This is a genomic window from Salinisphaera japonica YTM-1 (genome assembly GCF_003788585.1).
Lineage (GTDB): Bacteria > Pseudomonadota > Gammaproteobacteria > Nevskiales > Salinisphaeraceae > Salinisphaera > Salinisphaera japonica.
On record NZ_AYKG01000003.1, the window covers coordinates 23,127 to 42,614 of the forward strand.

Genomic DNA, 19,488 nt, shown 5'->3' on the forward strand with positions numbered 1-19,488 from the left:
ATCGCCCGATGCGTGCTCATGTTGCCCAGATACGCGGGGCGACCGCCGGTTTGCCCATCACCCGCGGACGCAGCGCCTGCCAGGCCAGCGCCAGTGTTTCACGCACGAAACGGCTGCTCTGGCCGAGCGCGCGCACGACCAGCAGTTGATCCACTAGCGTAACTGTATAACGCCCGTCGCCACTTACGGCGAGCTGGCGCAGTGCCTCGATGTCCTGCGCCACAAAGTCCTCGGGGCGATATGCAATGAGCGTGCCCATCGCGATCGCCCCGCCCAATCCCCAACCGGCATCCTGCAGGCACGAGTCGGCAAGACCCGGCACCCGCGTGCGCTCGGAAAAGATCGGGCGCGCCTCCAGACGCACGTCGAGACGCGTATCGAGATGGCCCTGCATCAGGCGTTCTTCGATGGCCGGCCGGCCCAGCACCACGCTGTCCCAGACGATGACACGGCTGTCGGCCGATAGATCCACGTCAAGGCTCAGGGCAACATTGGCGCCGTCGAACAGAATCGCTTCCTGGGGAAGCCACTCCAGCCGACTGTTCGGCCCGGCATGCAACCCCACGCGTTGATGGGTGCCGGTTGCCGGTGTGCGATAGAACTTGCCGGCCGAGGGGGTCGTGACGAGCACGCTGGCCGCATCGACGGCCTCGATATCGATATCGATTCGATCGCCCTGAACCAACCCGCCCGGCGGGTGCAACAGCATAAGATGCGCAGTGCCATCGTCCTCTGGATACAACGCCCGCTGAATATACAGCGGGCCGGTATGCTGGCGCCGCACGGGCACGCTGCGCCCGTTTGATCGGGCCAGGCCCAGATCGATCTGCGCGCACCAGCCGGCGGCCGCAGCCGGGTCAGGACATTGTGGTGTCAGCGTAATGACAAGCTCTCGACGGATAACGGGCCCCGGTGGTTTTACACAAACTCATGCATCCGGGGAAGATGTTTCACGCACAAAAAAGGTTATTCGCAGATTACCGGGATTCGAGAATGACAGTCCGCGAATAAACGCAAATAAAGCTGGTGGTTACGGTCCATTCATGCGAATCAAGTCGGCGACGAAGGCCCATGAAAGACGTCTTTCGGGATAACCCACATTTAGCGCGCACGCGTTCGGGCTGCGCGAGTCGCTTCGATGCCACATCGCACGTTATTTGCGCTCATCTGCGTCTTTTGCGGACGAGTCGCCTGCGCCGCGTGGCATCCCGCTAATCTGCGGTGAACACAAAAAAGCCCCGTCGTAAAAACGACGGGGCCACCGATCAGTCATCTGTTTTGCGACTGGCTTATTCGTCAGTCGTATTCATGTCGGTGGTGGTATCGGTGTTCGCCGATCCGCTCATCTGTGTGCTGCCGCCGCTGGCATTGGCACTGCCGTTAGCCTCGGTCTGGGCTGCACCGTCCATATCGGCTTTCATGCCGGCACCGGCGCCCGCCATGCTGGACTTGGTCTTGTCCATGCGGTCGCTCATGCCCTGACGCATCTTGGCGCCGTCCTGCTTCATCTGCGTGCCGGCTTCCTTCATGCGCGTCTCGGCGTCTGCAGCCGATGTCGTCATGTTCTGCTTGGTCGTCGCGCCAGCGTTTTTCACGTTCTGCTCGGCTTTATCCATGCCTTGGCCGGCTTTCTTCATGCCGTCCTGGGCACGCATCGCGCCTTCCGACATCTTTTTCTTGGTGCCGTCTTTCATCACGGTGTAGGTATCCCCGCCGGATACGGCAGGGCCGGCCGTGCCGCCGGTCGCGGCTTCCATACCGGCCTTGAACTGCTCGAGCGTCACGCCGCTGGGCTTGGAGTCAGACGCCTTGGCGGCCGGGTCGGTCTTGATCGACTCGTTCGTCTTGAGCGACTCATAAAGCTTGGCCACGGTCGGGTTGGCCTGGGCTTCGCTCATGCTCAACACGCCGTTGCCGTCGGTATCGAGCTTTTTGAAGTGTGCGGCCATGCCGTGCCCGGCACCCGCGCTGGCGTTCATGCCGGCCGTCGAGGCGTTCGCGCTGACGTTGGCATTGGCACTCGTGTCCATGCTGTCCGTGGGCGCGGCGACTGCCGTGCCCGCAACGATGGCCAGACCGAAAGCAATAGCTGTTTTATTGAACATCTTAAGAAGTCCTTGGGACGTCTTGAATAAGAATCTTCAAGCTACGCTTGGGGTATGAATCACGGCTTAATCCGCGACTGGCGGCCTTGTGATGGATCACAACGACCGCGCCAAGGCTCAGGACGACTGATTCTCACGCTCGCGCCCGCCGGGGGCGAACGTACGGGCCGTGATGATACCCAGCTCATAGAGCAGATAGACCGGCACCGCCAGCAGGGTCTGGGAGATGACGTCCGGCGGCGTCAGCAGCATGCCGCCGGCAAACGAGGCCACGAGCACGTAAGGGCGATAACTGCCCAACTGCTTGGGCGTGACGAACCCGGCCCAGACGATCAGGAAGATCGCCACCGGCATCTCGAAGGCGATGCCGAAGGCCATGAACATCTTGAGCACGAAATCCAGATAGCTCGAGATATCGGTCATCACCGACACGCCGGCCGGTGCCACCGAGATGAAGAAGCCGAACACGATCGGAAAGATCACGAACTGGGCAAACGCCATGCCGAAGTAGAACAGCAGCGTCGAGGACACCAGCAGCGGCGTCATCAACCGGCGTTCGTTGAGATACAGCCCGGGGGCGACGAACATCCACACCTGATACAGCGTCCAGGGCAATGACAGCACGAACGACAGCATCATCGCCAGCTTGACCGGGACCAGGAACGGTGCGGTGACGCCGGTGGCGATCAGGCTGTTGGTGTCGGGCATGTGCGCCAGAAGCGGCCCGGACAGAAACGTGAACAGCGGGCGCGAGAAATAGAAACACGGCAGAAACACGACCGTGATGCCGGCCACGATACGAATCACTCGAGTGCGCAGCTCGAGCAGATGCGCCATCAAGGGCTGTTCTTGTTCGTCCGAGGTGCTCACGTATTACGGTCTTTATCGGTCGATTTTGGGGTCGATTTCGAGGTCGGTGTCGATGCGGATTTGTCGTCGGCCGCATCCCGCTCCAGCTCGCTTTTGAGCGGCCGCATGACCGAATCGACCTCGCGATCGGTGTTATCGCGTGCCTGGCGGGTTTCCGACTCGATCTGCTCGCGTGCCTCGCGGACCTCGCGCCGGATATCGTCGGCCTTGACCTCGCGCTCGAGCTCGCTGGTCAGCGCGCTCATGTAGTGCTTGGCCTGGCCCACCCAGCGACCCATGGTCCGGGCGACCACCGGCAAGCGCTCGGGCCCCAGCACGATCAGGCCGATGACGGCCAGAACGCTCAGCTCCCAGAAACCGATGTCGAACATAGCGGCTCGTTATCGTCGCAGGTGCGCGCGGCTCAATCGCGCGGGGTGTTCGAGCGCTGGCGATCGTGCGTTTCGGAATCGGCCCGATCGCGATTGGCGTGCTCGACGACCTGTGGGTCATCGTCGTCTTCGGTCTTGTCCTTATCCTTGTCTTCGTCCTTGATCGCCGAACGAAAGCCCTTGAGCGCCGAGCCCAGATCCGGGCCGAGGTTGCGCAGGCGCTTGGAGCCAAACAGAAGTAGAACGATCGCCAGAACGATCAGGAGCTGCCAGATACTGATACCGCTGAGCATGATTTCCTCCAGCTAGTCGTGGCGGCTTTCGCCGCCGCCGTGTCGTGCGGCCTTTTCATCATGGCCGGATACGCCGAATCGGCGTGCGAGTTCGTCTTGTACCGCCTGAGCGTTCAAGCCGCGTGATTGTAATAACACCATACAGTGAAACCATAAATCCGCGATTTCGTGCACGACATGGTTGTCGTCGTTTTCTGCGGCGGCCTCGACAACCTCGTCGGCCTCTTCGCTGATTTTCGCGCAGATCTTTTCCGTGCCACCGGCATACAGCGACGCGGTATAGCTTTTAGCCGCATCGGCCTGGCTGCGCTCGGCCAATGCCCGATCGAGTACGGCGAATATATCCTGCCCGGACGGTGGTTTCATATCGGACTCACGATTTGCCATACATTTGTTCGGGGTCAGTGATCACCGGCTCATCGGCCTGCCAGGTGCCTTTGTCGAGCACCCGATAGAAACAGGATTCCCGCCCGGTATGACAGGCCACGCCACCCATCTGCTCGACCTGGAGCAGCAGCGCGTCGGCGTCGCAGTCCAGGGCGATGGAGACGATGCGTTGCAGATTGCCCGAGGTTTCGCCCTTGCGCCATAGCTTGGACCGCGAACGTGACCAGTATGTGGCATAACCGGAGGCCACGGTCGCGGCCAGCGATTCACGATTCATCCAGGCCAGGGTCAGCACGCGCTTCGTATCAGCCGCCTGGGTGATCACCGGGGCCAGCCCCTGGGCGTTCCAGGCGATCTGATCCAGCCAGGCCGTCGTGTCTTGATCGTTCATCGAGCGTGTCTTTGACGGGATGTTTCAAATGGCGCGTCATCCTACGCCTTGTCGCGGTGTCGCGCAGGCCGGTGCGCCTGCGGGTCACGGGCCGTGTGCGCCCGCCGGGCGCACACGGCCCGTGCTTGTACGATACGCCAACAGCGCCTACTGTTGCCGCGCATGAAGATCATCATCCTGGGGGCCGGTGAAGTCGGGGCCACGCTCGCCGAGAATCTGGCGCACGAGGCCAACGACGTCACCGTCGTCGATACCAATCAATCGTTGCTCCGGCCCTTGCAGGATCGCCTGGATATCCGGGCGGTGCACGGCTATGCCGCGCACCCGGCCGTGCTGCGCGATGCCGGCGCCAACGATGCCGATATGATCATCGCCGTCACTGCGGTCGATGAGATCAACATGGTGGCCTGCCAGATCGCCTATACCCTGTTTCATACGCCGACCAAGATCGCGCGTATCCGCTCCTCGGAGTATCTGATCGAGGACCGGCTGTTCCATCAGGATGCGATACCGATCGATATGTCGATCAGCCCGGAGCAGCTGGTCACCGACTACATCAAACGCCTGATCCAGTATCCCGGCGCGTTGCAGGTGGTGGATTTCGCCGGTGGGCGCGTGCAGGTGGTGGGCGTCAAGGCGTATTACGGCGGCCCGTTGGTGGGTAACGAACTGGCCACGATCCGCACGCATATCCCGAACGTGGATACGCGCGTGGTCGCGATCTATCGGCGCGGCAAACCGCTGATCCCTGAAGGCGATACGGTCATCGAGGCCGACGACGAAGTCTTCTTCGTGGCCGCACGCCGTGATATCAAGCAGGTGATCGGCGAGCTGCGCAAGATCGATCGCCCGGTCAAGCGTGTGATGCTGGCCGGCGGCGGCAATATCGGCACACGCCTGGCCCGTGCGCTGGAAAACCAGTGCCAGGTCAAGGTGATCGAACACAACCCGGAGCGCGCGGCCTGGCTGTCCGAGCGCGTCAACCGCGCGATCGTGCTCAAGGGCGATGCCGCCAACGAGACCCTGCTGCGCGAGGAGAACATCGAATCGATCGATGTGTTCTGCTCGGTCACCGATGACGATGAAGCCAATATCCTGTCGGCGATGCTGGCCAAACGCCTGGGCGCCCGCAAGGCCATGTCGTTGATCAATCGCCTGGCCTATGTGGATCTGATCGAGTCCTCGGGCACCCAGATCGATATCGCCATCTCGCCCAAGCAATCGACGATCTCGGCCCTGCTGGCCCATGTCCGGCGCGGCGACGTGGTGCGCGCACACACCCTGCGTCGCGGGGCGGCCGAGGCCATCGAAGCGATCGCCCACGGCGAGCGGGGCAATTCACGTGTGGTCGGCCGGCGTCTGGATGAGATCAAACTGCCGCCCGGGGCCTCGATCGGCGCCATTGCGCGCGGTGAGGAGGTCATCATCGCCCACCACGACACCGTCATCGAATCCGGCGATCATGTGATGATCTTCATCATCGACAAACGCTACACCCCGGCCGTGGAGCAGCTCTTCCAGGTCGGCGTGTCGTATGTCTGAGCGCTGCCCCGCCCCATGATCGACGGCGAGTTCAACTATCGCTATGCCGGTGTCCAGCGGGTGCTGGGCATCCTGCTGATGATCTTTTCGGTGTCCATGCTCTTGCCCGTGGCCGTGGGCGCGCTCTACGGCGACGGCGAGCTGGCCGCGTTTGTGATCGGCTTCGCGGTCACGCTGGCCACCGGCTTCATGGCCTGGGCGCCCACGCGTCAGGTGCGTCGTGAGCTGAAGATCCGCGACGGTTTTCTCGTGGTGGTGCTGTTCTGGATGGTGCTGTCGTTGTTCGGGGCCATTCCGCTGTGGCTGGCCGTGCGTCCGGACATGAGCTTCACCGAGGCCACCTTCGAGGCCGTCTCGGGCCTGACGACCACCGGGGCCACGGTGCTGGTGGGCCTGGACACCCTGCCCCACGCCATCCTGTTCTGGCGCGTGCTGCTGCACTGGATGGGCGGCATGGGCATCATCGTGCTGGCAGTGGCCGTGCTGCCCATGCTGGGCGTGGGTGGCATGCAGCTCTATCGCGCCGAAACCCCGGGGCCGATCAAGGACTCGAAGCTCACCCCGCGTATCCGCGAGACCGCCAAGGCGCTGTGGTATCTGTATGTCTCGTTGACGCTGATCTCCGCGCTGTTGTTCTGGGCCGCGGGCACCAGCGTGTTCGATGCCGTGGGTAACGCGTTCTCCTCGATCGCTACCGGCGGCTTTGCCAACCACGATCTCTCTCTGGGTTATCACGGCAGCGCGGCCATCGAACTGGTGGCGATCATCTCGATGCTCGCCGGCTCGGTGAGCTTCGGCATGCATTTCATGGTCTGGCGCAACGCCGATCCGCGTATCTACTGGCGCGACTCGGAGACCCGGACCTTCGTGATCATGATTCTGGCGGCCACCACGATCGCCACCGTCGTGCTCATGGTCGCCGGCACTTATGTCGGCCTGGGCGATGCGGTCATCAAATCGTTGTTCCAAGTGCTCTCGATCGGTACCACGACCGGCTTCACCACCACCGATTACTCGATCTGGCCCAGTTTTCTGCCGATGTTCTTGTTGCTCGGGGGCTTTGTCGGCGGCTGTGCCGGCTCAACCACGGGCGGCATGAAGGTCGTGCGCTCGATTTTGCTGGCCAAGCAGGGCGTGCGCGAGATCAGCCGGCTGGTGCACCCCAACGCCGAAATTCCGATCAAGATGGGTCAGAAGGTCATTCCTGATCGCGTTGTGCAGGCGGTTTGGGGCTTTTTCGCGGTCTATGTGACCGTGTTTGTGCTGATGTTCCTGATTCTGCTGTCGACCGGCTTGTCCGAGCTGACTGCGTTCTCAGCCGTGGCGGCCACGATCAATAACATCGGCCCGGGGCTGGGCGAGGTCTCGTCCAACATGGCCAGTATTCCGGCCGCCGGCAAGTGGACGCTGTGCCTGTCGATGCTGCTCGGCCGGCTCGAGGTCTTCACCCTGCTGGTCATTCTCACCCCGGCCTTCTGGCGTCGCTGACGCACCGTTTCAAACGCTCTACACTCCGATTCATGTCAATGCGCGACCAACTACAAGCCATGATCGATGCCGGCCGGGACACCCCGCTGGCCCGGTTCACCCTCGGCGAACTGCTCCACCGCGACGGCGAACTCGACGCGGCCCTGAACCACCTGGCCGAGGCCGTGGCTCAGGATCCCAGCTATTCCGCGGCCTGGAAACTTTATGGCCGGGTGCTCCTGGAGGCCGAGCGCTACCAACAAGCCGTGGATATTCTGGCCCGGGGCGTTCAGGTCGCCCAGGACAACGGCGATAATCAGGCCGCCCGCGAGATGCAGGTCTTTGCCAAACGCGCCGCCAAGCAGACTGGCTGATGTCGGTCTATACCCGGGTCACCGAACACGATCTGCGCGCTCTGCTTGCTGATTACGCCATCGGCGAGCTGGAAGATCATCAAGGCATCTCAGCCGGTGTGACCAATACCAATTATTTCGTCGACACCACGTTGGGCCGCTGGGTGCTCACGCTGTTTGAGCAATCAGATCCGGTTGAGCTGCCGTTTTTCATGCAGCTGATGGATCATCTGGCTGCCCACGGGGTGCCGGGCGCGCACCCCGTGGCGCGCAACGACGGCGGCTTTCTCTCGAGCGTGCAGGGCAAGCCCGCTGCGTTGGTTTATCGTTTGGAAGGAGCCAGCACGCAGATGCCTTCACCCGAGCAGTGCCGGGCGCTGGGCGGCGTAGTGGCAGAAATGCATCGCGGCGTGGGCGGCTTCACGGCTCGCCAGGCCAACCCGCGCGATCTGACCTGGATCGACGCCGCCGCCGTACGGCTGTTCGAGGCCCTGCCGGCCGATGACTGCCGCCTGCTGGTCGAAGAAATCGAGTTTCAGCGCCAGGCCACGGAGAAGCATTTCAACGATCTGCCCCGCGCGGTGATCCACGCCGATCTGTTTCGTGACAACGTGCTGTTCCGCGGCGATCGGGTCGCCGGCGTCATCGATTTCTACTACGCCTGCCACGAATGCCTGCTTTTCGACCTGGCCGGCATCTGTAGCGACTGGGCCTGGCGCGACGGCGAATTCCTTGCGGCCCACTGGCAGGCATTTCTGGCGGCTTACACACGGCGGCGCCCGCTGACCGAGGCCGAAATAGCGGCCTGGCCGGCCATGCTGCGGGCCGTGGCTCTGCGATTCTGGGTCTCGCGCCTGATCGATGCTTATTTTCCGATGGGCGGGCCGGACGTGAAAATTCACGACCCGGCGCCGTTCAAGCACTTGCTGCTGGCCTATCGCGATGATCCCCCGGGCCTGACGCTGCCATGATCGGGCTCATCCAGCGCGCCCGTCATGCCTGGGTCGATATCGACGATGCGCGCGTGGCCGAAATCGGCGCCGGGCTCGTGGCCCTGGTCTGTGCCGTGCCCGACGATACACCCGAGCGCGCAGCGCGCCTGGCCGAGCGTATCCTGGCGTACCGGGTCTTCGGCGACGATAACGGACGCATGAATATCGGCGTACGGGATGCCGGCCACGCGGTACTCGCCGTGCCGCAATTCACCCTGGCCGCCGATACCGCACGCGGCAATCGGCCCGGTTTTTCCGGCGCCTGCCCGCCGGCGCGGGCACGCGGGCTGTTTGATGATTTCGTCTCGGCCCTGAGCGCACGCCACGAGGCCGTGGCCACGGGGCGTTTCGGCGCGGATATGCAGGTCGGGCTGATCAACGATGGCCCCGTCACGTTCTGGCTGACGAGCTGATTGAAGCCCGAATTTCTATTGCTCGCCATCGATTGGGCAAGTGCGTATCATCGGCTGTCCGCTAGGGGCCAATCAGGGTTGTCATGACAGCGCGTCGCGCGACGATCGAACGTCGCACTGCCGAAACCGATATCCGCGTCGAGCTCGATCTCGACGGCGCGGGCGTATTCGAAGCCGCCACCGGCGTCGGCTTTTTCGAGCACATGCTGCATCAGATCGCCCGCCACGCGCTGATCGATCTGAGCGTGTCGGCCAATGGGGATCTGCATATCGATGATCACCACACCGTCGAGGATGTGGGCATCGTGCTGGGCCAGGCGCTGCGCGAGGCACTGGGCGACAAGCGCGGCATCATGCGCTACGGCCATGCCTACGTGCCGCTGGATGAAGCCCTGTCGCGTGTGGTCATCGATTTCTCGGGCCGGCCGGGCCTGTTCTTTCGGGCTGATTTCACCGCTGAAAAGATCGGCACCTTCGATACCGAACTGGTGCGCGAGTTCTTTGGCGGCGTGGCCGCCGGTGCAGCCATGACCCTGCATATGGATAATCTGGCCGGGGCCAACGCGCATCACATCGCCGAGACCCTGTTCAAGGCCTTCGGACGCGCACTGCGCGGCGCCGTGGCCCGTGACGAGCGGGCCATGGATGCCCTGCCCTCCACGAAGGAGCACCTGTAATGGCCACCGTCGGCATCATCGACTACGGCATGGGCAATCTGCACTCGATTGCCAAGGCGCTGCGCTATGTCGCCTCCGACGAGCAGATCGAGGTCAGCTTCGACCCGGATGCCCTGGCCCGCATGGACCGGCTGGTACTGCCCGGCGTGGGCGCGATCGGCCACTGCATGGACGAGCTGCACCGCCTGGAGCTGGATGCCATGCTGGCCGACGTGCTGGGCCAGAAACCCTTGATGGGCGTATGCCTGGGCATCGAGGCCCTGATGGCCCACTCCGAGGAATCGGGCGGGGTGGATTGTCTGGGCGCATTTCCGGGCAACACGGTGAAATTCGCCGAGCCGGATGCCCAACCGGACGGCACCCGGCGCAAGATCCCGCACATGGGCTGGAATCAGGTCCGCCAGGAACGGCATCATCCCCTGTGGAAGGATATCGCCCCGGATTCGTGGTTCTATTTCGTGCACAGCTATCACGTGGTGCCCGACGAGGCTCGCCATATCGCCGGTACGACCCAGTATGGCGTGCAGTTTGCCTCGGTGATCCTGCGCGAGAACACGTTCGCGGTACAGTTCCATCCGGAAAAGAGCCAATCGGCGGGCCTGCAGTTGCTGGCCAACTTCCTGGAATGGGACGGTCAGGCCTACTAGTCGTATTCGGGCGCGTATTGCGCTGTCAACCAGCCGTCAGCTAACGAGGAGTCACGGCGTGCTACTCATCCCTGCTATCGATATCAAGAACGGGTCCTGCGTGCGTCTGCGTCAGGGCGATATGGATAACGATGTCACCGTCTTTGACGCCGACCCGGTCGCCGTGGCCCGGCGCTGGATCGACGCCGGCGCGGATCGTATCCACGTGGTCGATCTCGACGGCGCCAAGGCCGGCCATCCGGTCAATCATCGCGTGATCGGCGAGATCGTCGACGCCGCCGGCGCCATCCCGGTCCAGGTCGGCGGCGGCATTCGCGACGAGGCCGCCATCGAGACCTATCTGGATCGCGGCGTGGAATTCGTGATCCTGGGCACGCGTGCGGTCTCGGAGCCGCACTTTGTGTCCGACGTGGGCGTAGAGTTCCCCGGGCGCATCATCGTGGGCCTGGATGCCAAGGACGGCATGGTGGCCACCGACGGCTGGTCGAAGCTGTCCAATCACACCGTGGCCGATCTGGCCCAGCAGTACGAACAAGACGGCGTGGTGGCCATCATCCATACCGACATCAGCCGTGACGGCATGATGCAGGGCTTGAACGTCGAGGCTACGCGCGCACTCGCCGCCGAGCTGACCATTCCCGTCATCGCCTCGGGCGGAGTGACCAACATGGACGATATCGAAGCGCTTCTGACCGCCGAGGACGACGGCGTGGCCGGTGCGGTCATCGGCCGCGCCATCTATGAAGGCACGCTCGATTTCACCGCGGCCCGCGAGCGGGTCAACGCGCGCAAGCAAAACGCCTCCGGAGCCTGAATTACGTGTCTCTTGCCAAGCGCATCATCCCCTGCCTGGATATCGACAAGGGCCGGGTCGTCAAGGGCGTCAAGTTCCTGGAGATCCAGGACGCCGGCGACCCGGTGGAAATCGCCCGTCGCTATGACCAGCAGGGCGCCGACGAGCTGGTGTTTCTGGATATCACCGCCTCGAACGAGGATCGCGGCACGCTGATGGAGGTCGTCGAGAAAGTCGCTGGCGAAGTCTTCATCCCGCTGACCGTGGGCGGCGGCGTACGCAGCCTGCCCGATGTCCGGCGTCTGCTCTCGGCCGGCGCGGACAAGGTTTCGATCAACACGGCGGCCATCTCGAACCCCGAGTTCGTGGCCGAGGCGGCTTATCGCTACGGCAGCCAGTGCATCGTGGTCGCGCTGGATGTGAAAAACGCGGCCAAAAAAGACGAAGAGCCGCGCTACGAGATCTTCACCCACGGCGGGCGCAAATCCACGGGCATCGAGGCCATCGGCTGGGCCCAGAAGCTCGTCGAACTGGGCGCCGGCGAAGTGCTGTTGACCAGCATGGATCGCGACGGCACCAAATCCGGCTTTGATATCAAGCTCACCCGGGCCGTGTCCGACGCCGTGGCCGTGCCCGTGATCGCCTCCGGCGGCGTGGGCGATCTGGATGATCTCTACAACGGCCTGGTCGACGGCCGCGCCGATGCCGTCCTGGCCGCCTCGATCTTTCACTTCGGCACTTACACCATCCAACAGGCCAAGAACTACCTGGCCGACCGGGGCGTGGTCGTACGGGATGCGACCATCCGCTGATTCATGGTCGGCTAGGAACACGAATACGCGCGAATGGTTGAGTGGGCTTTTCTTGCTGCGTACGTTGAATTGCTTGGTTTTTTATCCGCAGATTTCGCAGATTGCACAGATTTTGCGGTCGGCCTTTGAGTCGTTATGGCCGCGGGGCGCTTTCGATTTCGCGCCTTCGTTCTGCGAGGTTTTTATCCGCAGATGAACGCAGATTACGCAGATGGCGGTCGGCGGGCGTGTCGTAGCGGCTGAGGCGGGCGCCACGGTTGATCGCGTCATTGTTGGCTATGTGATGCTGGGTGCGCGGGGCTGTTCTTGCTGCGTACGTTGAATTGCTTGGTTTTTATCCGCAGATTTCGCAGATTGCACAGATTTTTGCGGTCGGCCTTTGAGTCGTTGCGGCGATAGGGGCGCTTCTCTGCTCGCAGCCACCTTCCGCTGGGTTTTGTCCGCAGATGACGCAGGTGGCGGTCGGCTGATCAGTCGGAAAGGCTGGTGCGGGCGCCGCCATTGATCGCGTCGTTGTTGGACATTCGATAATGGCCACACGGGACTTTCCGGCTTCGTACTTTGATACGGGTCCTTGCTTGACTCGGGTACCCGCCACGAACCCTCGCGCGCCACAGCCCCTCTTTTTCTATTGTTCAAAGAGCTGACAACGAGCATATAAAGCCGTGGCGCCTGTTCAGCCGCTACGGCCCCTTCATTCGACCGCCATCTGCGTAATCTGCGTCCATCTGCGGATAAAAACCTCGCAGAACGCAGGCAACGCGTGAGAAGCGCCCCGCGGCCATAACGACTCAAGCGCCGGCCGCGAAATCTGTGCAATCTGCGGATAGAGAAAACCCCCTTCTCCCAAACGAAAAAAGCCCGAACCGAAGTCCGGGCTTTTCAACGCGGTCAGGGGGCGACCGGTTTTTAGGTCGTCTGGTCTTCGTGCTTGCCTTCGGCGAATTCTTCAATCGCCTTGGCACAGAACGCATCCAGATCATCCGGGGTACGGCTGGTGACCAGGCCCTCGTCGCAGACCATTTCCTGATCGACCCAGTTGCCGCCGGCATTCTGGATATCGGTCTTGATCGACGGGAAGGACGTCACGGTGCGCCCGTCCAGCACGTTGGCCTCGATCAACATGATCGGCGCGTGACAGATCGCGGCGACCGGTTTGTGCTGGGCGAAGAAGTCCCGCACGAAGGTTACGGCCTTGTCATTGACGCGCAGCGCATCGGGGTTGACGACGCCACCCGGCAGCACCAAGCCGTGATAATCCGAGGCCGAGACCTCGTCCACGGTCTTGTCGACCTTGAACGTGTCGCCCTTGTTGATATCGGCGTTCATGCCCTGAATCTCGCCGGATTTCAGCGAAATCAGCTCGACCTCGGCGCCGGCATCCTTGATGTCTTGCCACGGACGGGTCAGCTCGATCTGTTCGAAGCCGTCCGTCACCAGAAATGCGATTTTCTTGCCTTGCAGTTCACCTGCCATGACATTGCCTCCTTGGGCATTCATTGCAATACCCAGACAATGTGGTGGCCCAGCCCGATCTTTCAAATCCGGGAAGTTACGGAGAGCCGGTCGTTTTCTCCAGCACGGCATAATAGAAACCGTCGAAGCCGTGATCGCCCGGGGCGATACGTCGTCCGTGTGCGGTAGCCTGCCCCCAGTCGGCGTCGATTGGCACGACCGCGGCCTCGGGCGTCTCAGCGACAAACGCATCGATCAGGCCGTCGCCCTCGGCGGCCAGAATCGAGCAGGTGGCATAGACCAGTCGCCCGCCGGGGGCCAGCGTTGACCAGAGTGCAGCCAGCAGTGCGGCCTGGCGTGCGCTGGCCGCATCGATATCGGATGCCCGGCGCAGCCACTTGATATCCGGGTGGCGTCGGATCACGCCCGTGCCACTACAGGGCGCATCCAGCAGGATCCGGTCATAAGACGCGCCATCCCACCAGGCCTGTGGCCGAGCGGCGTCTCCCACGCGGCTATCGGCAGCCAGGCCGAGACGGGCCAGCGTGTTGTCCAATGTAGACAGCCGTGTGTCATCGATATCCAGCGCGGTGAGGGCGATATCGGCGCGTTCGAGCAGGTGAGCACTCTTGTTCCCGGGCGCGGCACAGGCATCCAGCACCCGATCACCGTCGCGCGGGGCCACGAGATCGGCGGCCAGCTGGGCAGCGCCGTCCTGAATCGAGACACGGCCTTCGACAAATCCCGGCAGCTTGTCGGCCGCCATAGGTTCGTCCAGGCAGATGCCGTCACGACAGGCCGGCATGGTCGTGGCTTTTATGCCGGCCTCGGCATACTCGGCCAGCAGCGCCTCACGCGTGGCACGACGGGCATTGACACGCAGCTGCATGGGGGCGCGCTGGTTACCGGCGGCCAGAACGGCCGCCGCGTCCGTGGCCCAGTCAGCCCCGATATGCTCGGCCAGCCAGTCGGGATAGCTGTGAATCAGGGCGGCATCATCGGCGGCAATCGGGGCCGGGGCGCGTTGATGCCCGCGCAGCACGGCATTGACCATGCCGCGTGCCCCGCCAAGCCCCAGCGCCTTGGTCGCGGCCACCGTGGCATGTACGGCGGCATGCGCGGGCACCCGGGTCGCCTCCAGCTGGAAGACACCGACGTGCAGGAGTGCGGCGAGCAACGGCTGGGGCGCTTTCTTCAACCGCGGCGCCAGAAGCGCGCCCAGCCGGCGATGCTCGCGCAGCGTGCCGTAGGCCAGCATACGGGCCAGGGCCAGATCGGCGCCCACGAGATCCACCGGCCAATCCGCCAACGCGGCGTCCAGGCTGCGCCCTTGATCGATAACGGCCGATACGGCCCGTGCAGCCAATACGCGCGGCCGCGCCCCTGCACTTGTTTCACGTGCCAAAACGTTGCCCTACCCAATTGCGCCCGTTGACGGCATCGCGCGCGGCCATGCGGCGCTTGCCGGGCAGCTGGAGCTCTGCCACGCGCAGGATGCCATCGCCGGTGGCGATATCGATGCCCTGACGATCGGCCGCGACGACCTCGCCCGGGACGCCGTCGCTGGGCGTCTCGAGTGCTGTGGCCTGCCAGAAACGGATGTTCTGGCCGGCCAGCGAGGCGTGCGCGACCGGCCAGGGCACGAAGGCTCGTACCAATCGAGCGATGATCGCAGCGGGCTGTTGCCAGTCGATCACGGCCTCTTGTTTATCCAGCATGCGGGCATAGGTCGCCTGTGTGTCGTTCTGGGGCGTGGCTGGCAGCCCGCCCAGCCGGTTCAGCACATCCACGAGTGCTGCGGCGCCCTGCTCGGCCAGCGTGTCATGCAGCGTGCCCGCGGTCGTGGCCTCGGTGATCGGCGTCTTGTGCACGGCCAGCATGTCGCCGGTGTCCAGCCCTGCGGCCATCTGCATGATGGTGACACCGGTTTCACGGTCACCGGCCTCGATCGCCCGGGCGATGGGCGCGGCCCCGCGCCAGCGCGGCAGAATCGAGGCATGCACGTTCAGACAGCCGTGTGTCGGCAAGGCGAGAACCGATTTCGGCAGGATCAGCCCGTAAGCCACCACCACGAGCACGTCGGGCGCCCAGGCAGCCAGTGCCGCGCGTGCCTCGGCGTTTTTCTTGAACGTCTCGGGCTGCTCGACGGCCACGCCGTGCTCCAGCGCCCGGCGTTTGACCGGTGAGTAGGTCACCCGGCGCCCGCGCCCGGCGCCGCGATCGGGCTGGGTGAGCACGCCAACCAGGTCATGCTCGCTGGCGGCGATGGCATCGAGCGTGGGCACGGCGAAATCCGGCGTACCGGCGAACACGATACGCATCACGTAGCGCGCTTGGCGGTCTTGGCCATCTTGCGCCGGATACGCTCGCGCTTGAGCCGGGAGAGCTTGTCGATATACAGGCCGCCGTCGAGATGGGCCAATTCGTGCTGCACGCACTGGGCCAGCAGGCCCTCGGCGGTCATCTCATAAGCCGTGCCGTCGCGATCCTGCGCGGCAAAGCCCAGACGCGTGGCCCGCGTGACGCGATCATAATGATCGGGCACGGACAGACAGCCTTCATCGACGGTTTGTTCATCCTCGGTCCAGAGGATGCGCGGGTTGCACATCACGATGCGCTCGTTCTTGTCCTCCGAGCAGTCCATGACGGCAACCCGACGCATGTCGCCGACCTGGGTCGCGGCCAGGCCCACGCCCGGGGCGTCGTACATGGTCTCGAACATGTCGTCGACAAAGCGCGATAGCGCGTCGTCGAAGACCGTGATTTCTTCGGTGGTCTCCCGCAGTCGCGGATCGGGGAAATGCAAAATCTCGAGAATCGCCATACGCTGTCGGCTGTTGCATGGGGGTTGAAAAGGCGGGGCCATTCAAACGGCCCATCGTCAGCGCGGGGAGTATAACGGTTTGATCGATACGACAAGACGCGAGCCACGCGCCGTGTGGCTCGCCCTGGCGCTGGCCGCCGGCCTGGCGAGCGGCTGTGCCCATGATCGCGGCGCGCCGCCGAACACGGCGGCCACGATGACAACGCCAAGTCTGACCGACGACCCGGGCTATACGCCGGCGAAAACGACCGAACCGCGCACGACCAAAGATCTGGCCGGCGCCATGCGCGAGGACGCGCCGCAGCGTTATGTCGTTGCCCCCGGCGATACGCTCTGGTCCACTGCGGCCCGTTATCTGCGCGCGCCCTGGTACTGGCGCCAGCTCTGGCAGGCCAATCCCGACATCGACGACCCCAACCGGATCTATCCCGGCGATGTGCTGGTGCTCACCCGCGGCATGGACGGCACGCCGCGGCTGTCGCGCCAGGACCGTACCCAGGCCCGTACCCAGGGCCGTACCGTGCATCTGTCGCCCCAGGTGCGCGTGGCGTCACTTGAAACCGCGATTCCGACGATCCCGGCCGCATCACTGCGGGCCTTTCTACAAGGCCCGCGCCGTGTGGAGGCCGCGCGCCTGGCCGCGGCCCCGTATGTCGTGGCCGTAGGCGACGGCCAACTCGTGGCCGGTAACGATGCCCTGCTGTATATCCGGGGCCTGGCCGACGATGCGGCCGCCCGTTATGCGCTAGTCCGCCCGGTCCGTGCCTATTCCGAGACCTCAGATATTAGCGACCTGGGCGCACGCGCCGTGCCGGTCGGCGACGCCGAGATCCTGGCGAGCCGTGAACCGTCTTCGAACACGCCCCGCGATGCTCGCGAGCCGGCCTCGTCGATCGCCACCGCGCGTTTTGTCAGGGCCCTGCGCGAAGCACGCCCCGGCGACCGGTTATTGCCGATCAGTGACAGCACGCTGGCCCAGGATTTCCAGCCCCGCACGCCGACAACGCCCGTGCAGCGGCGTATCGTTTCGGTTTATGGCGGCATCAGCCAGATCGGGCGCTATGACGTGGTCGCGCTGGCCGCGACGCCCGACACGCCGGCCACGGCACTGGCCCGCGGCGATGTGCTGGAGATCTACCAGGCCGGCGACACGGTCATCGATCCGGTCACCGACGACCGGGTCCGCCTGCCCGAGCGGCGCGCCGGGCGATTGATGGTCTTCGACGCGGGCCCCCGCGTGAGCTATGCGTTGATCGTGCAGGCCGAGCGGGCCATCCATATCGGCGATATCGCCCGCAGCCCGGCGGCCGGCGCATGAGCACGCGCGATGCCTGGCTGCGCCTGGCCAACACGCCCGGCATCGGCGCGGTGACCGTCGAGCGACTGCTGGCACGCTACGGCGATGCCCCGACCGCCCTGGCCGCCTCCGAACAGGCGCTCAAAGAGGCCGGGGTGAGCGCGCCGGCACGCGCCGCACTGGCCGAGCCGAACCCGGCCTATCTACAGGGCATCACCGACTGGCTGGCCGCGGATCGCATGCATCACTTCATACCCATGGATGATCCGCGGTTTCCGGCCAGCCTGGCCGGGCTGGAGCCGATCCCGCCCTGGCTCTATGGCCTGGGCGATACCGATCTGCTGGATTACCCGGCGATCGCTATCGTGGGCAGTCGCAACCCCAGCCACGCCGGGCGCGCCGCGGCCCAAGAGTTCGGCCAGGCGCTGGCCGCGGCCGGCTTCGTGGTGGTATCGGGCCTGGCCAGCGGTATCGACGCCGCCGCCCACGAGGGCGCGCTGGCCGCCAACGGGATGACGATCGCGGTGACCGGCACCGGCCTGGATCGGGTCTATCCGGCGGCCAATCGAGCGCTGGCCCGTCGTATCGCCGACTCGGGCCTGCTGGTGTCCGAGTTTCCGCTGGGCACGCAGCCGGCCCGCGGCAATTTCCCCCGGCGCAATCGCATCATCGCCGGCCTGTCCACGGCCACCCTGGTGGTTGAGGCCGCCCGGGCCTCGGGCTCGTTGATCACGGCGCGCCTGGCCAGCGCGGCCGGGCGTGAGGTATTCGCCATGCCGGGCTCGATCCATAATCCGCTGGCCCGCGGCTGTCATCAGCTGATCCGCGACGGCGCCAAACTGGTCGAAACCACCGAGCACATCATCGAAGAGATCGCGGCCGTGCTGCCCGGTTATCGGGCTGCTCCCCGGGCCGAGACTCGCGAAACACAGGCCAGCGGTATGCCCGACAAAACCGCCGAGGCGGCCGAGGATCCGTTGCTTGCGGCCGTGGGCCATGATCCGGTCCGCATGGACACGCTGATCGCCCGCACCGGCTGGCGCGCCGATGAAGTCTCGTCCCGTCTCTTGATCTTGGAGCTGGAAGGCCGCATCAAGGCATTGCCCGGCGGGCTTTATATCCGCAGCGGCTGAGCCGTTCGATTGGCGGCACCGTGCTAAGGTCTTTATATGAACGAAAACGTGCTGGACGTCCTGTTGTATCTGTTCGAGAACTTTTCGCTGCCCGATATCGGCACCAGCGGCGAGATTCGCGATGATCTTGGCGAAGCCGGATTCTTCCCCGATGAAATCGATGATGCCTTCGACTGGCTGAGTGCCACGCGCGGCGACGGCCGGGCACGATTCGCCGCCCCCACCTCGGATGCCGTGCGGGTCTATGCCGGGGCCGAGCTGCTGGTGCTGGATGCCGAATGCCGCGGCTTCATCGCCTATCTCGAGCATATCGAGGTGTTGAACGCCGAACACCGCGAACTGGTGATTGATCGTCTGATGGCGCTGGCCGATGACGAAGCCGCCACCGCCGAACTCGAACAGGTGAAATGGGTCGTGATGATGGTGCTTTCACAAGCGCCCGATCAGGACCTGGCCTATGCCCGCATGGAAGCACTCATGCACGCCGAGGCGCCGGGTGCGGCGCATTGACGCAGCCCCACCGAGCGGTGACGCCCGCCGGGCGTTGAAAGCGCCCACGCGGCTTGAAAAACACCGCCACGACCTGCAAACCCTTGCCTCGACGTCGATCACACGCTCGTAGCGCAGGCTTCAAAAGCCTGTGCTAGGGTTCGCGGCGTTCTCCGT

23 protein-coding genes are annotated in these 19,488 nt (G+C 64.2%); 12 read left to right on the forward strand and 11 right to left on the reverse strand.

Translation table 11 applies throughout. From position 1 onward, the window contains the following. Window positions 1-16: 16 nt before the first annotated feature. The 7 genes from SAJA_RS01785 to hisI form a co-directional block, all read right to left on the reverse strand. Window positions 17-790: an urease accessory protein UreD gene (locus tag SAJA_RS01785; RefSeq protein ID WP_123656948.1), complete on the reverse strand. Its 774-nt coding sequence runs from the start codon at window positions 788-790 to the stop codon at window positions 17-19. Between the two features lie 499 nt (window positions 791-1,289). After that, a complete protein-coding gene (locus tag SAJA_RS01790) occupies window positions 1,290-2,105 on the reverse strand; it encodes a hypothetical protein (protein ID WP_123656949.1) in 816 nt (271 codons plus the stop codon). Window positions 2,106-2,222: 117 nt separating this feature from the next. Next, window positions 2,223-2,942, reverse strand: coding sequence for a twin-arginine translocase subunit TatC (gene tatC, locus SAJA_RS01795; RefSeq protein ID WP_123657016.1), 720 nt, complete (start codon window positions 2,940-2,942; stop codon window positions 2,223-2,225). 29 nt (window positions 2,943-2,971) lie between these two features. Beyond that, window positions 2,972-3,346: a Sec-independent protein translocase protein TatB gene (gene tatB / locus SAJA_RS01800; RefSeq protein ID WP_123656950.1), complete on the reverse strand. Its 375-nt coding sequence runs from the start codon at window positions 3,344-3,346 to the stop codon at window positions 2,972-2,974. Between the two features lie 32 nt (window positions 3,347-3,378). Then, window positions 3,379-3,642, reverse strand: a complete 264-nt coding sequence (gene tatA, locus SAJA_RS15510; protein WP_425471629.1) for a twin-arginine translocase TatA/TatE family subunit — start codon at window positions 3,640-3,642, stop codon at window positions 3,379-3,381. 9 nt (window positions 3,643-3,651) lie between these two features. Beyond that, window positions 3,652-4,005 (reverse strand): phosphoribosyl-ATP diphosphatase, encoded by a 354-nt coding sequence (locus SAJA_RS01810; protein ID WP_123656952.1) that lies wholly within the window; start codon window positions 4,003-4,005, stop codon window positions 3,652-3,654. A 7-nt stretch (window positions 4,006-4,012) separates the two neighbouring features. Next, complete coding sequence (gene hisI / locus SAJA_RS01815) at window positions 4,013-4,417, reverse strand: phosphoribosyl-AMP cyclohydrolase (RefSeq protein ID WP_123656953.1); 405 nt, start codon at window positions 4,415-4,417, stop codon at window positions 4,013-4,015. 162 nt (window positions 4,418-4,579) lie between these two features. Here hisI and trkA point away from each other — a divergent pair, with 162 nt between their 5' ends. From trkA to hisF, 9 genes are all read left to right on the forward strand, one after another. Further along, window positions 4,580-5,959, forward strand: a complete 1,380-nt coding sequence (trkA, locus tag SAJA_RS01820; RefSeq protein ID WP_123656954.1) for a Trk system potassium transporter TrkA — start codon at window positions 4,580-4,582, stop codon at window positions 5,957-5,959. A gap of 15 nt (window positions 5,960-5,974) precedes the next feature. Next, window positions 5,975-7,447, forward strand: a complete 1,473-nt coding sequence (locus SAJA_RS01825; protein ID WP_123656955.1) for a TrkH family potassium uptake protein — start codon at window positions 5,975-5,977, stop codon at window positions 7,445-7,447. A gap of 38 nt (window positions 7,448-7,485) precedes the next feature. Continuing rightward, the gene (locus SAJA_RS01830; protein ID WP_281272391.1) at window positions 7,486-7,800 is read left to right on the forward strand and encodes a tetratricopeptide repeat protein; all 315 of its coding nucleotides are present in this window, start codon (window positions 7,486-7,488) and stop codon (window positions 7,798-7,800) included. Continuing rightward, on the forward strand, window positions 7,800-8,750 hold the full coding sequence (locus SAJA_RS01835; RefSeq protein ID WP_123656957.1) for a homoserine kinase: 951 nt from the start codon (window positions 7,800-7,802) through the stop codon (window positions 8,748-8,750). The genes SAJA_RS01830 and SAJA_RS01835 overlap by 1 nt, the downstream gene beginning before the upstream one ends. After that, window positions 8,747-9,184: a D-aminoacyl-tRNA deacylase gene (dtd, locus tag SAJA_RS01840; RefSeq protein ID WP_123656958.1), complete on the forward strand. Its 438-nt coding sequence runs from the start codon at window positions 8,747-8,749 to the stop codon at window positions 9,182-9,184. Before SAJA_RS01835 ends, dtd begins: the two co-directional genes overlap by 4 nt. Before the next feature lie 83 nt (window positions 9,185-9,267). Beyond that, entirely contained in the window at window positions 9,268-9,861 is a 594-nt protein-coding gene (gene hisB, locus SAJA_RS01845; protein ID WP_123656959.1) for an imidazoleglycerol-phosphate dehydratase HisB, read from the forward strand. Next, on the forward strand, window positions 9,861-10,508 hold the full coding sequence (gene hisH, locus SAJA_RS01850) for an imidazole glycerol phosphate synthase subunit HisH (RefSeq protein WP_123656960.1): 648 nt from the start codon (window positions 9,861-9,863) through the stop codon (window positions 10,506-10,508). The genes hisB and hisH overlap by 1 nt, the downstream gene beginning before the upstream one ends. Window positions 10,509-10,566: 58 nt before the next feature. Continuing rightward, window positions 10,567-11,322: a 1-(5-phosphoribosyl)-5-[(5-phosphoribosylamino)methylideneamino]imidazole-4-carboxamide isomerase gene (gene hisA, locus SAJA_RS01855; protein ID WP_123656961.1), complete on the forward strand. Its 756-nt coding sequence runs from the start codon at window positions 10,567-10,569 to the stop codon at window positions 11,320-11,322. 5 nt (window positions 11,323-11,327) lie between these two features. Next, on the forward strand, window positions 11,328-12,113 hold the full coding sequence (gene hisF, locus SAJA_RS01860) for an imidazole glycerol phosphate synthase subunit HisF (protein ID WP_123656962.1): 786 nt from the start codon (window positions 11,328-11,330) through the stop codon (window positions 12,111-12,113). A 909-nt stretch (window positions 12,114-13,022) separates the two neighbouring features. Here hisF and SAJA_RS01865 read toward each other — a convergent pair. From SAJA_RS01865 to def, 4 genes are all read right to left on the reverse strand, one after another. Next, the gene (locus SAJA_RS01865; RefSeq protein ID WP_123656963.1) at window positions 13,023-13,589 is read right to left on the reverse strand and encodes a type 1 glutamine amidotransferase domain-containing protein; all 567 of its coding nucleotides are present in this window, start codon (window positions 13,587-13,589) and stop codon (window positions 13,023-13,025) included. A 76-nt stretch (window positions 13,590-13,665) separates the two neighbouring features. After that, window positions 13,666-14,973 carry a 16S rRNA (cytosine(967)-C(5))-methyltransferase RsmB gene (rsmB, locus tag SAJA_RS01870; RefSeq protein ID WP_123656964.1) on the reverse strand — a complete coding sequence of 436 codons (1,308 nt, stop codon included), beginning with the start codon at window positions 14,971-14,973 and terminating at the stop codon, window positions 13,666-13,668. Then, window positions 14,963-15,889, reverse strand: a complete 927-nt coding sequence (fmt, locus tag SAJA_RS01875; RefSeq protein ID WP_123656965.1) for a methionyl-tRNA formyltransferase — start codon at window positions 15,887-15,889, stop codon at window positions 14,963-14,965. Before fmt ends, rsmB begins: the two co-directional genes overlap by 11 nt. After that, window positions 15,889-16,392, reverse strand: a complete 504-nt coding sequence (gene def, locus SAJA_RS01880) for a peptide deformylase (RefSeq protein WP_123656966.1) — start codon at window positions 16,390-16,392, stop codon at window positions 15,889-15,891. The genes fmt and def overlap by 1 nt, the downstream gene beginning before the upstream one ends. 112 nt (window positions 16,393-16,504) lie before the next feature. Between def and SAJA_RS01885 the strand changes: the two genes are divergently transcribed. Genes SAJA_RS01885 through SAJA_RS01895 form a run of 3 tightly spaced genes read left to right on the forward strand, consistent with a single transcriptional unit; the run spans window position 16,505 to window position 19,332 of the window. Beyond that, window positions 16,505-17,710, forward strand: a complete 1,206-nt coding sequence (locus tag SAJA_RS01885) for a LysM peptidoglycan-binding domain-containing protein (protein ID WP_123656967.1) — start codon at window positions 16,505-16,507, stop codon at window positions 17,708-17,710. Next, window positions 17,707-18,822, forward strand: coding sequence for a DNA-processing protein DprA (gene dprA, locus SAJA_RS01890; RefSeq protein WP_123656968.1), 1,116 nt, complete (start codon window positions 17,707-17,709; stop codon window positions 18,820-18,822). The genes SAJA_RS01885 and dprA overlap by 4 nt, the downstream gene beginning before the upstream one ends. Before the next feature lie 36 nt (window positions 18,823-18,858). Beyond that, window positions 18,859-19,332, forward strand: coding sequence for a Smg family protein (locus SAJA_RS01895; RefSeq protein ID WP_123656969.1), 474 nt, complete (start codon window positions 18,859-18,861; stop codon window positions 19,330-19,332). The last annotated feature ends 156 nt before the right edge of the window (window positions 19,333-19,488 follow it).

Excerpts from the sequence above, each read along its gene's own strand:
- SAJA_RS01790 (WP_123656949.1), bottom strand. The coding sequence starts at position 2,105 with ATGTTCAATAAAACAGCTATTGCTTTCGGTCTGGCCATCGTTGCGGGC.
- tatC (WP_123657016.1), bottom strand. The coding sequence starts at position 2,942 with ATGGCGCATCTGCTCGAGCTGCGCACTCGAGTGATTCGTATCGTGGCC.
- tatB (WP_123656950.1), bottom strand. The coding sequence starts at position 3,346 with ATGTTCGACATCGGTTTCTGGGAGCTGAGCGTTCTGGCCGTCATCGGC.
- SAJA_RS01810 (WP_123656952.1), bottom strand. The coding sequence starts at position 4,005 with ATGAAACCACCGTCCGGGCAGGATATATTCGCCGTACTCGATCGGGCA.
- hisI (WP_123656953.1), bottom strand. The coding sequence starts at position 4,417 with ATGAACGATCAAGACACGACGGCCTGGCTGGATCAGATCGCCTGGAAC.
- trkA (WP_123656954.1), top strand. The coding sequence starts at position 4,580 with ATGAAGATCATCATCCTGGGGGCCGGTGAAGTCGGGGCCACGCTCGCC.
- SAJA_RS01825 (WP_123656955.1), top strand. The coding sequence starts at position 5,975 with ATGATCGACGGCGAGTTCAACTATCGCTATGCCGGTGTCCAGCGGGTG.
- SAJA_RS01830 (WP_281272391.1), top strand. The coding sequence starts at position 7,486 with ATGCGCGACCAACTACAAGCCATGATCGATGCCGGCCGGGACACCCCG.
- SAJA_RS01835 (WP_123656957.1), top strand. The coding sequence starts at position 7,800 with ATGTCGGTCTATACCCGGGTCACCGAACACGATCTGCGCGCTCTGCTT.
- dtd (WP_123656958.1), top strand. The coding sequence starts at position 8,747 with ATGATCGGGCTCATCCAGCGCGCCCGTCATGCCTGGGTCGATATCGAC.
- hisB (WP_123656959.1), top strand. The coding sequence starts at position 9,268 with ATGACAGCGCGTCGCGCGACGATCGAACGTCGCACTGCCGAAACCGAT.
- hisH (WP_123656960.1), top strand. The coding sequence starts at position 9,861 with ATGGCCACCGTCGGCATCATCGACTACGGCATGGGCAATCTGCACTCG.
- SAJA_RS01865 (WP_123656963.1), bottom strand. The coding sequence starts at position 13,589 with ATGGCAGGTGAACTGCAAGGCAAGAAAATCGCATTTCTGGTGACGGAC.
- fmt (WP_123656965.1), bottom strand. The coding sequence starts at position 15,889 with ATGCGTATCGTGTTCGCCGGTACGCCGGATTTCGCCGTGCCCACGCTC.
- def (WP_123656966.1), bottom strand. The coding sequence starts at position 16,392 with ATGGCGATTCTCGAGATTTTGCATTTCCCCGATCCGCGACTGCGGGAG.
- dprA (WP_123656968.1), top strand. The coding sequence starts at position 17,707 with ATGAGCACGCGCGATGCCTGGCTGCGCCTGGCCAACACGCCCGGCATC.
- SAJA_RS01895 (WP_123656969.1), top strand. The coding sequence starts at position 18,859 with ATGAACGAAAACGTGCTGGACGTCCTGTTGTATCTGTTCGAGAACTTT.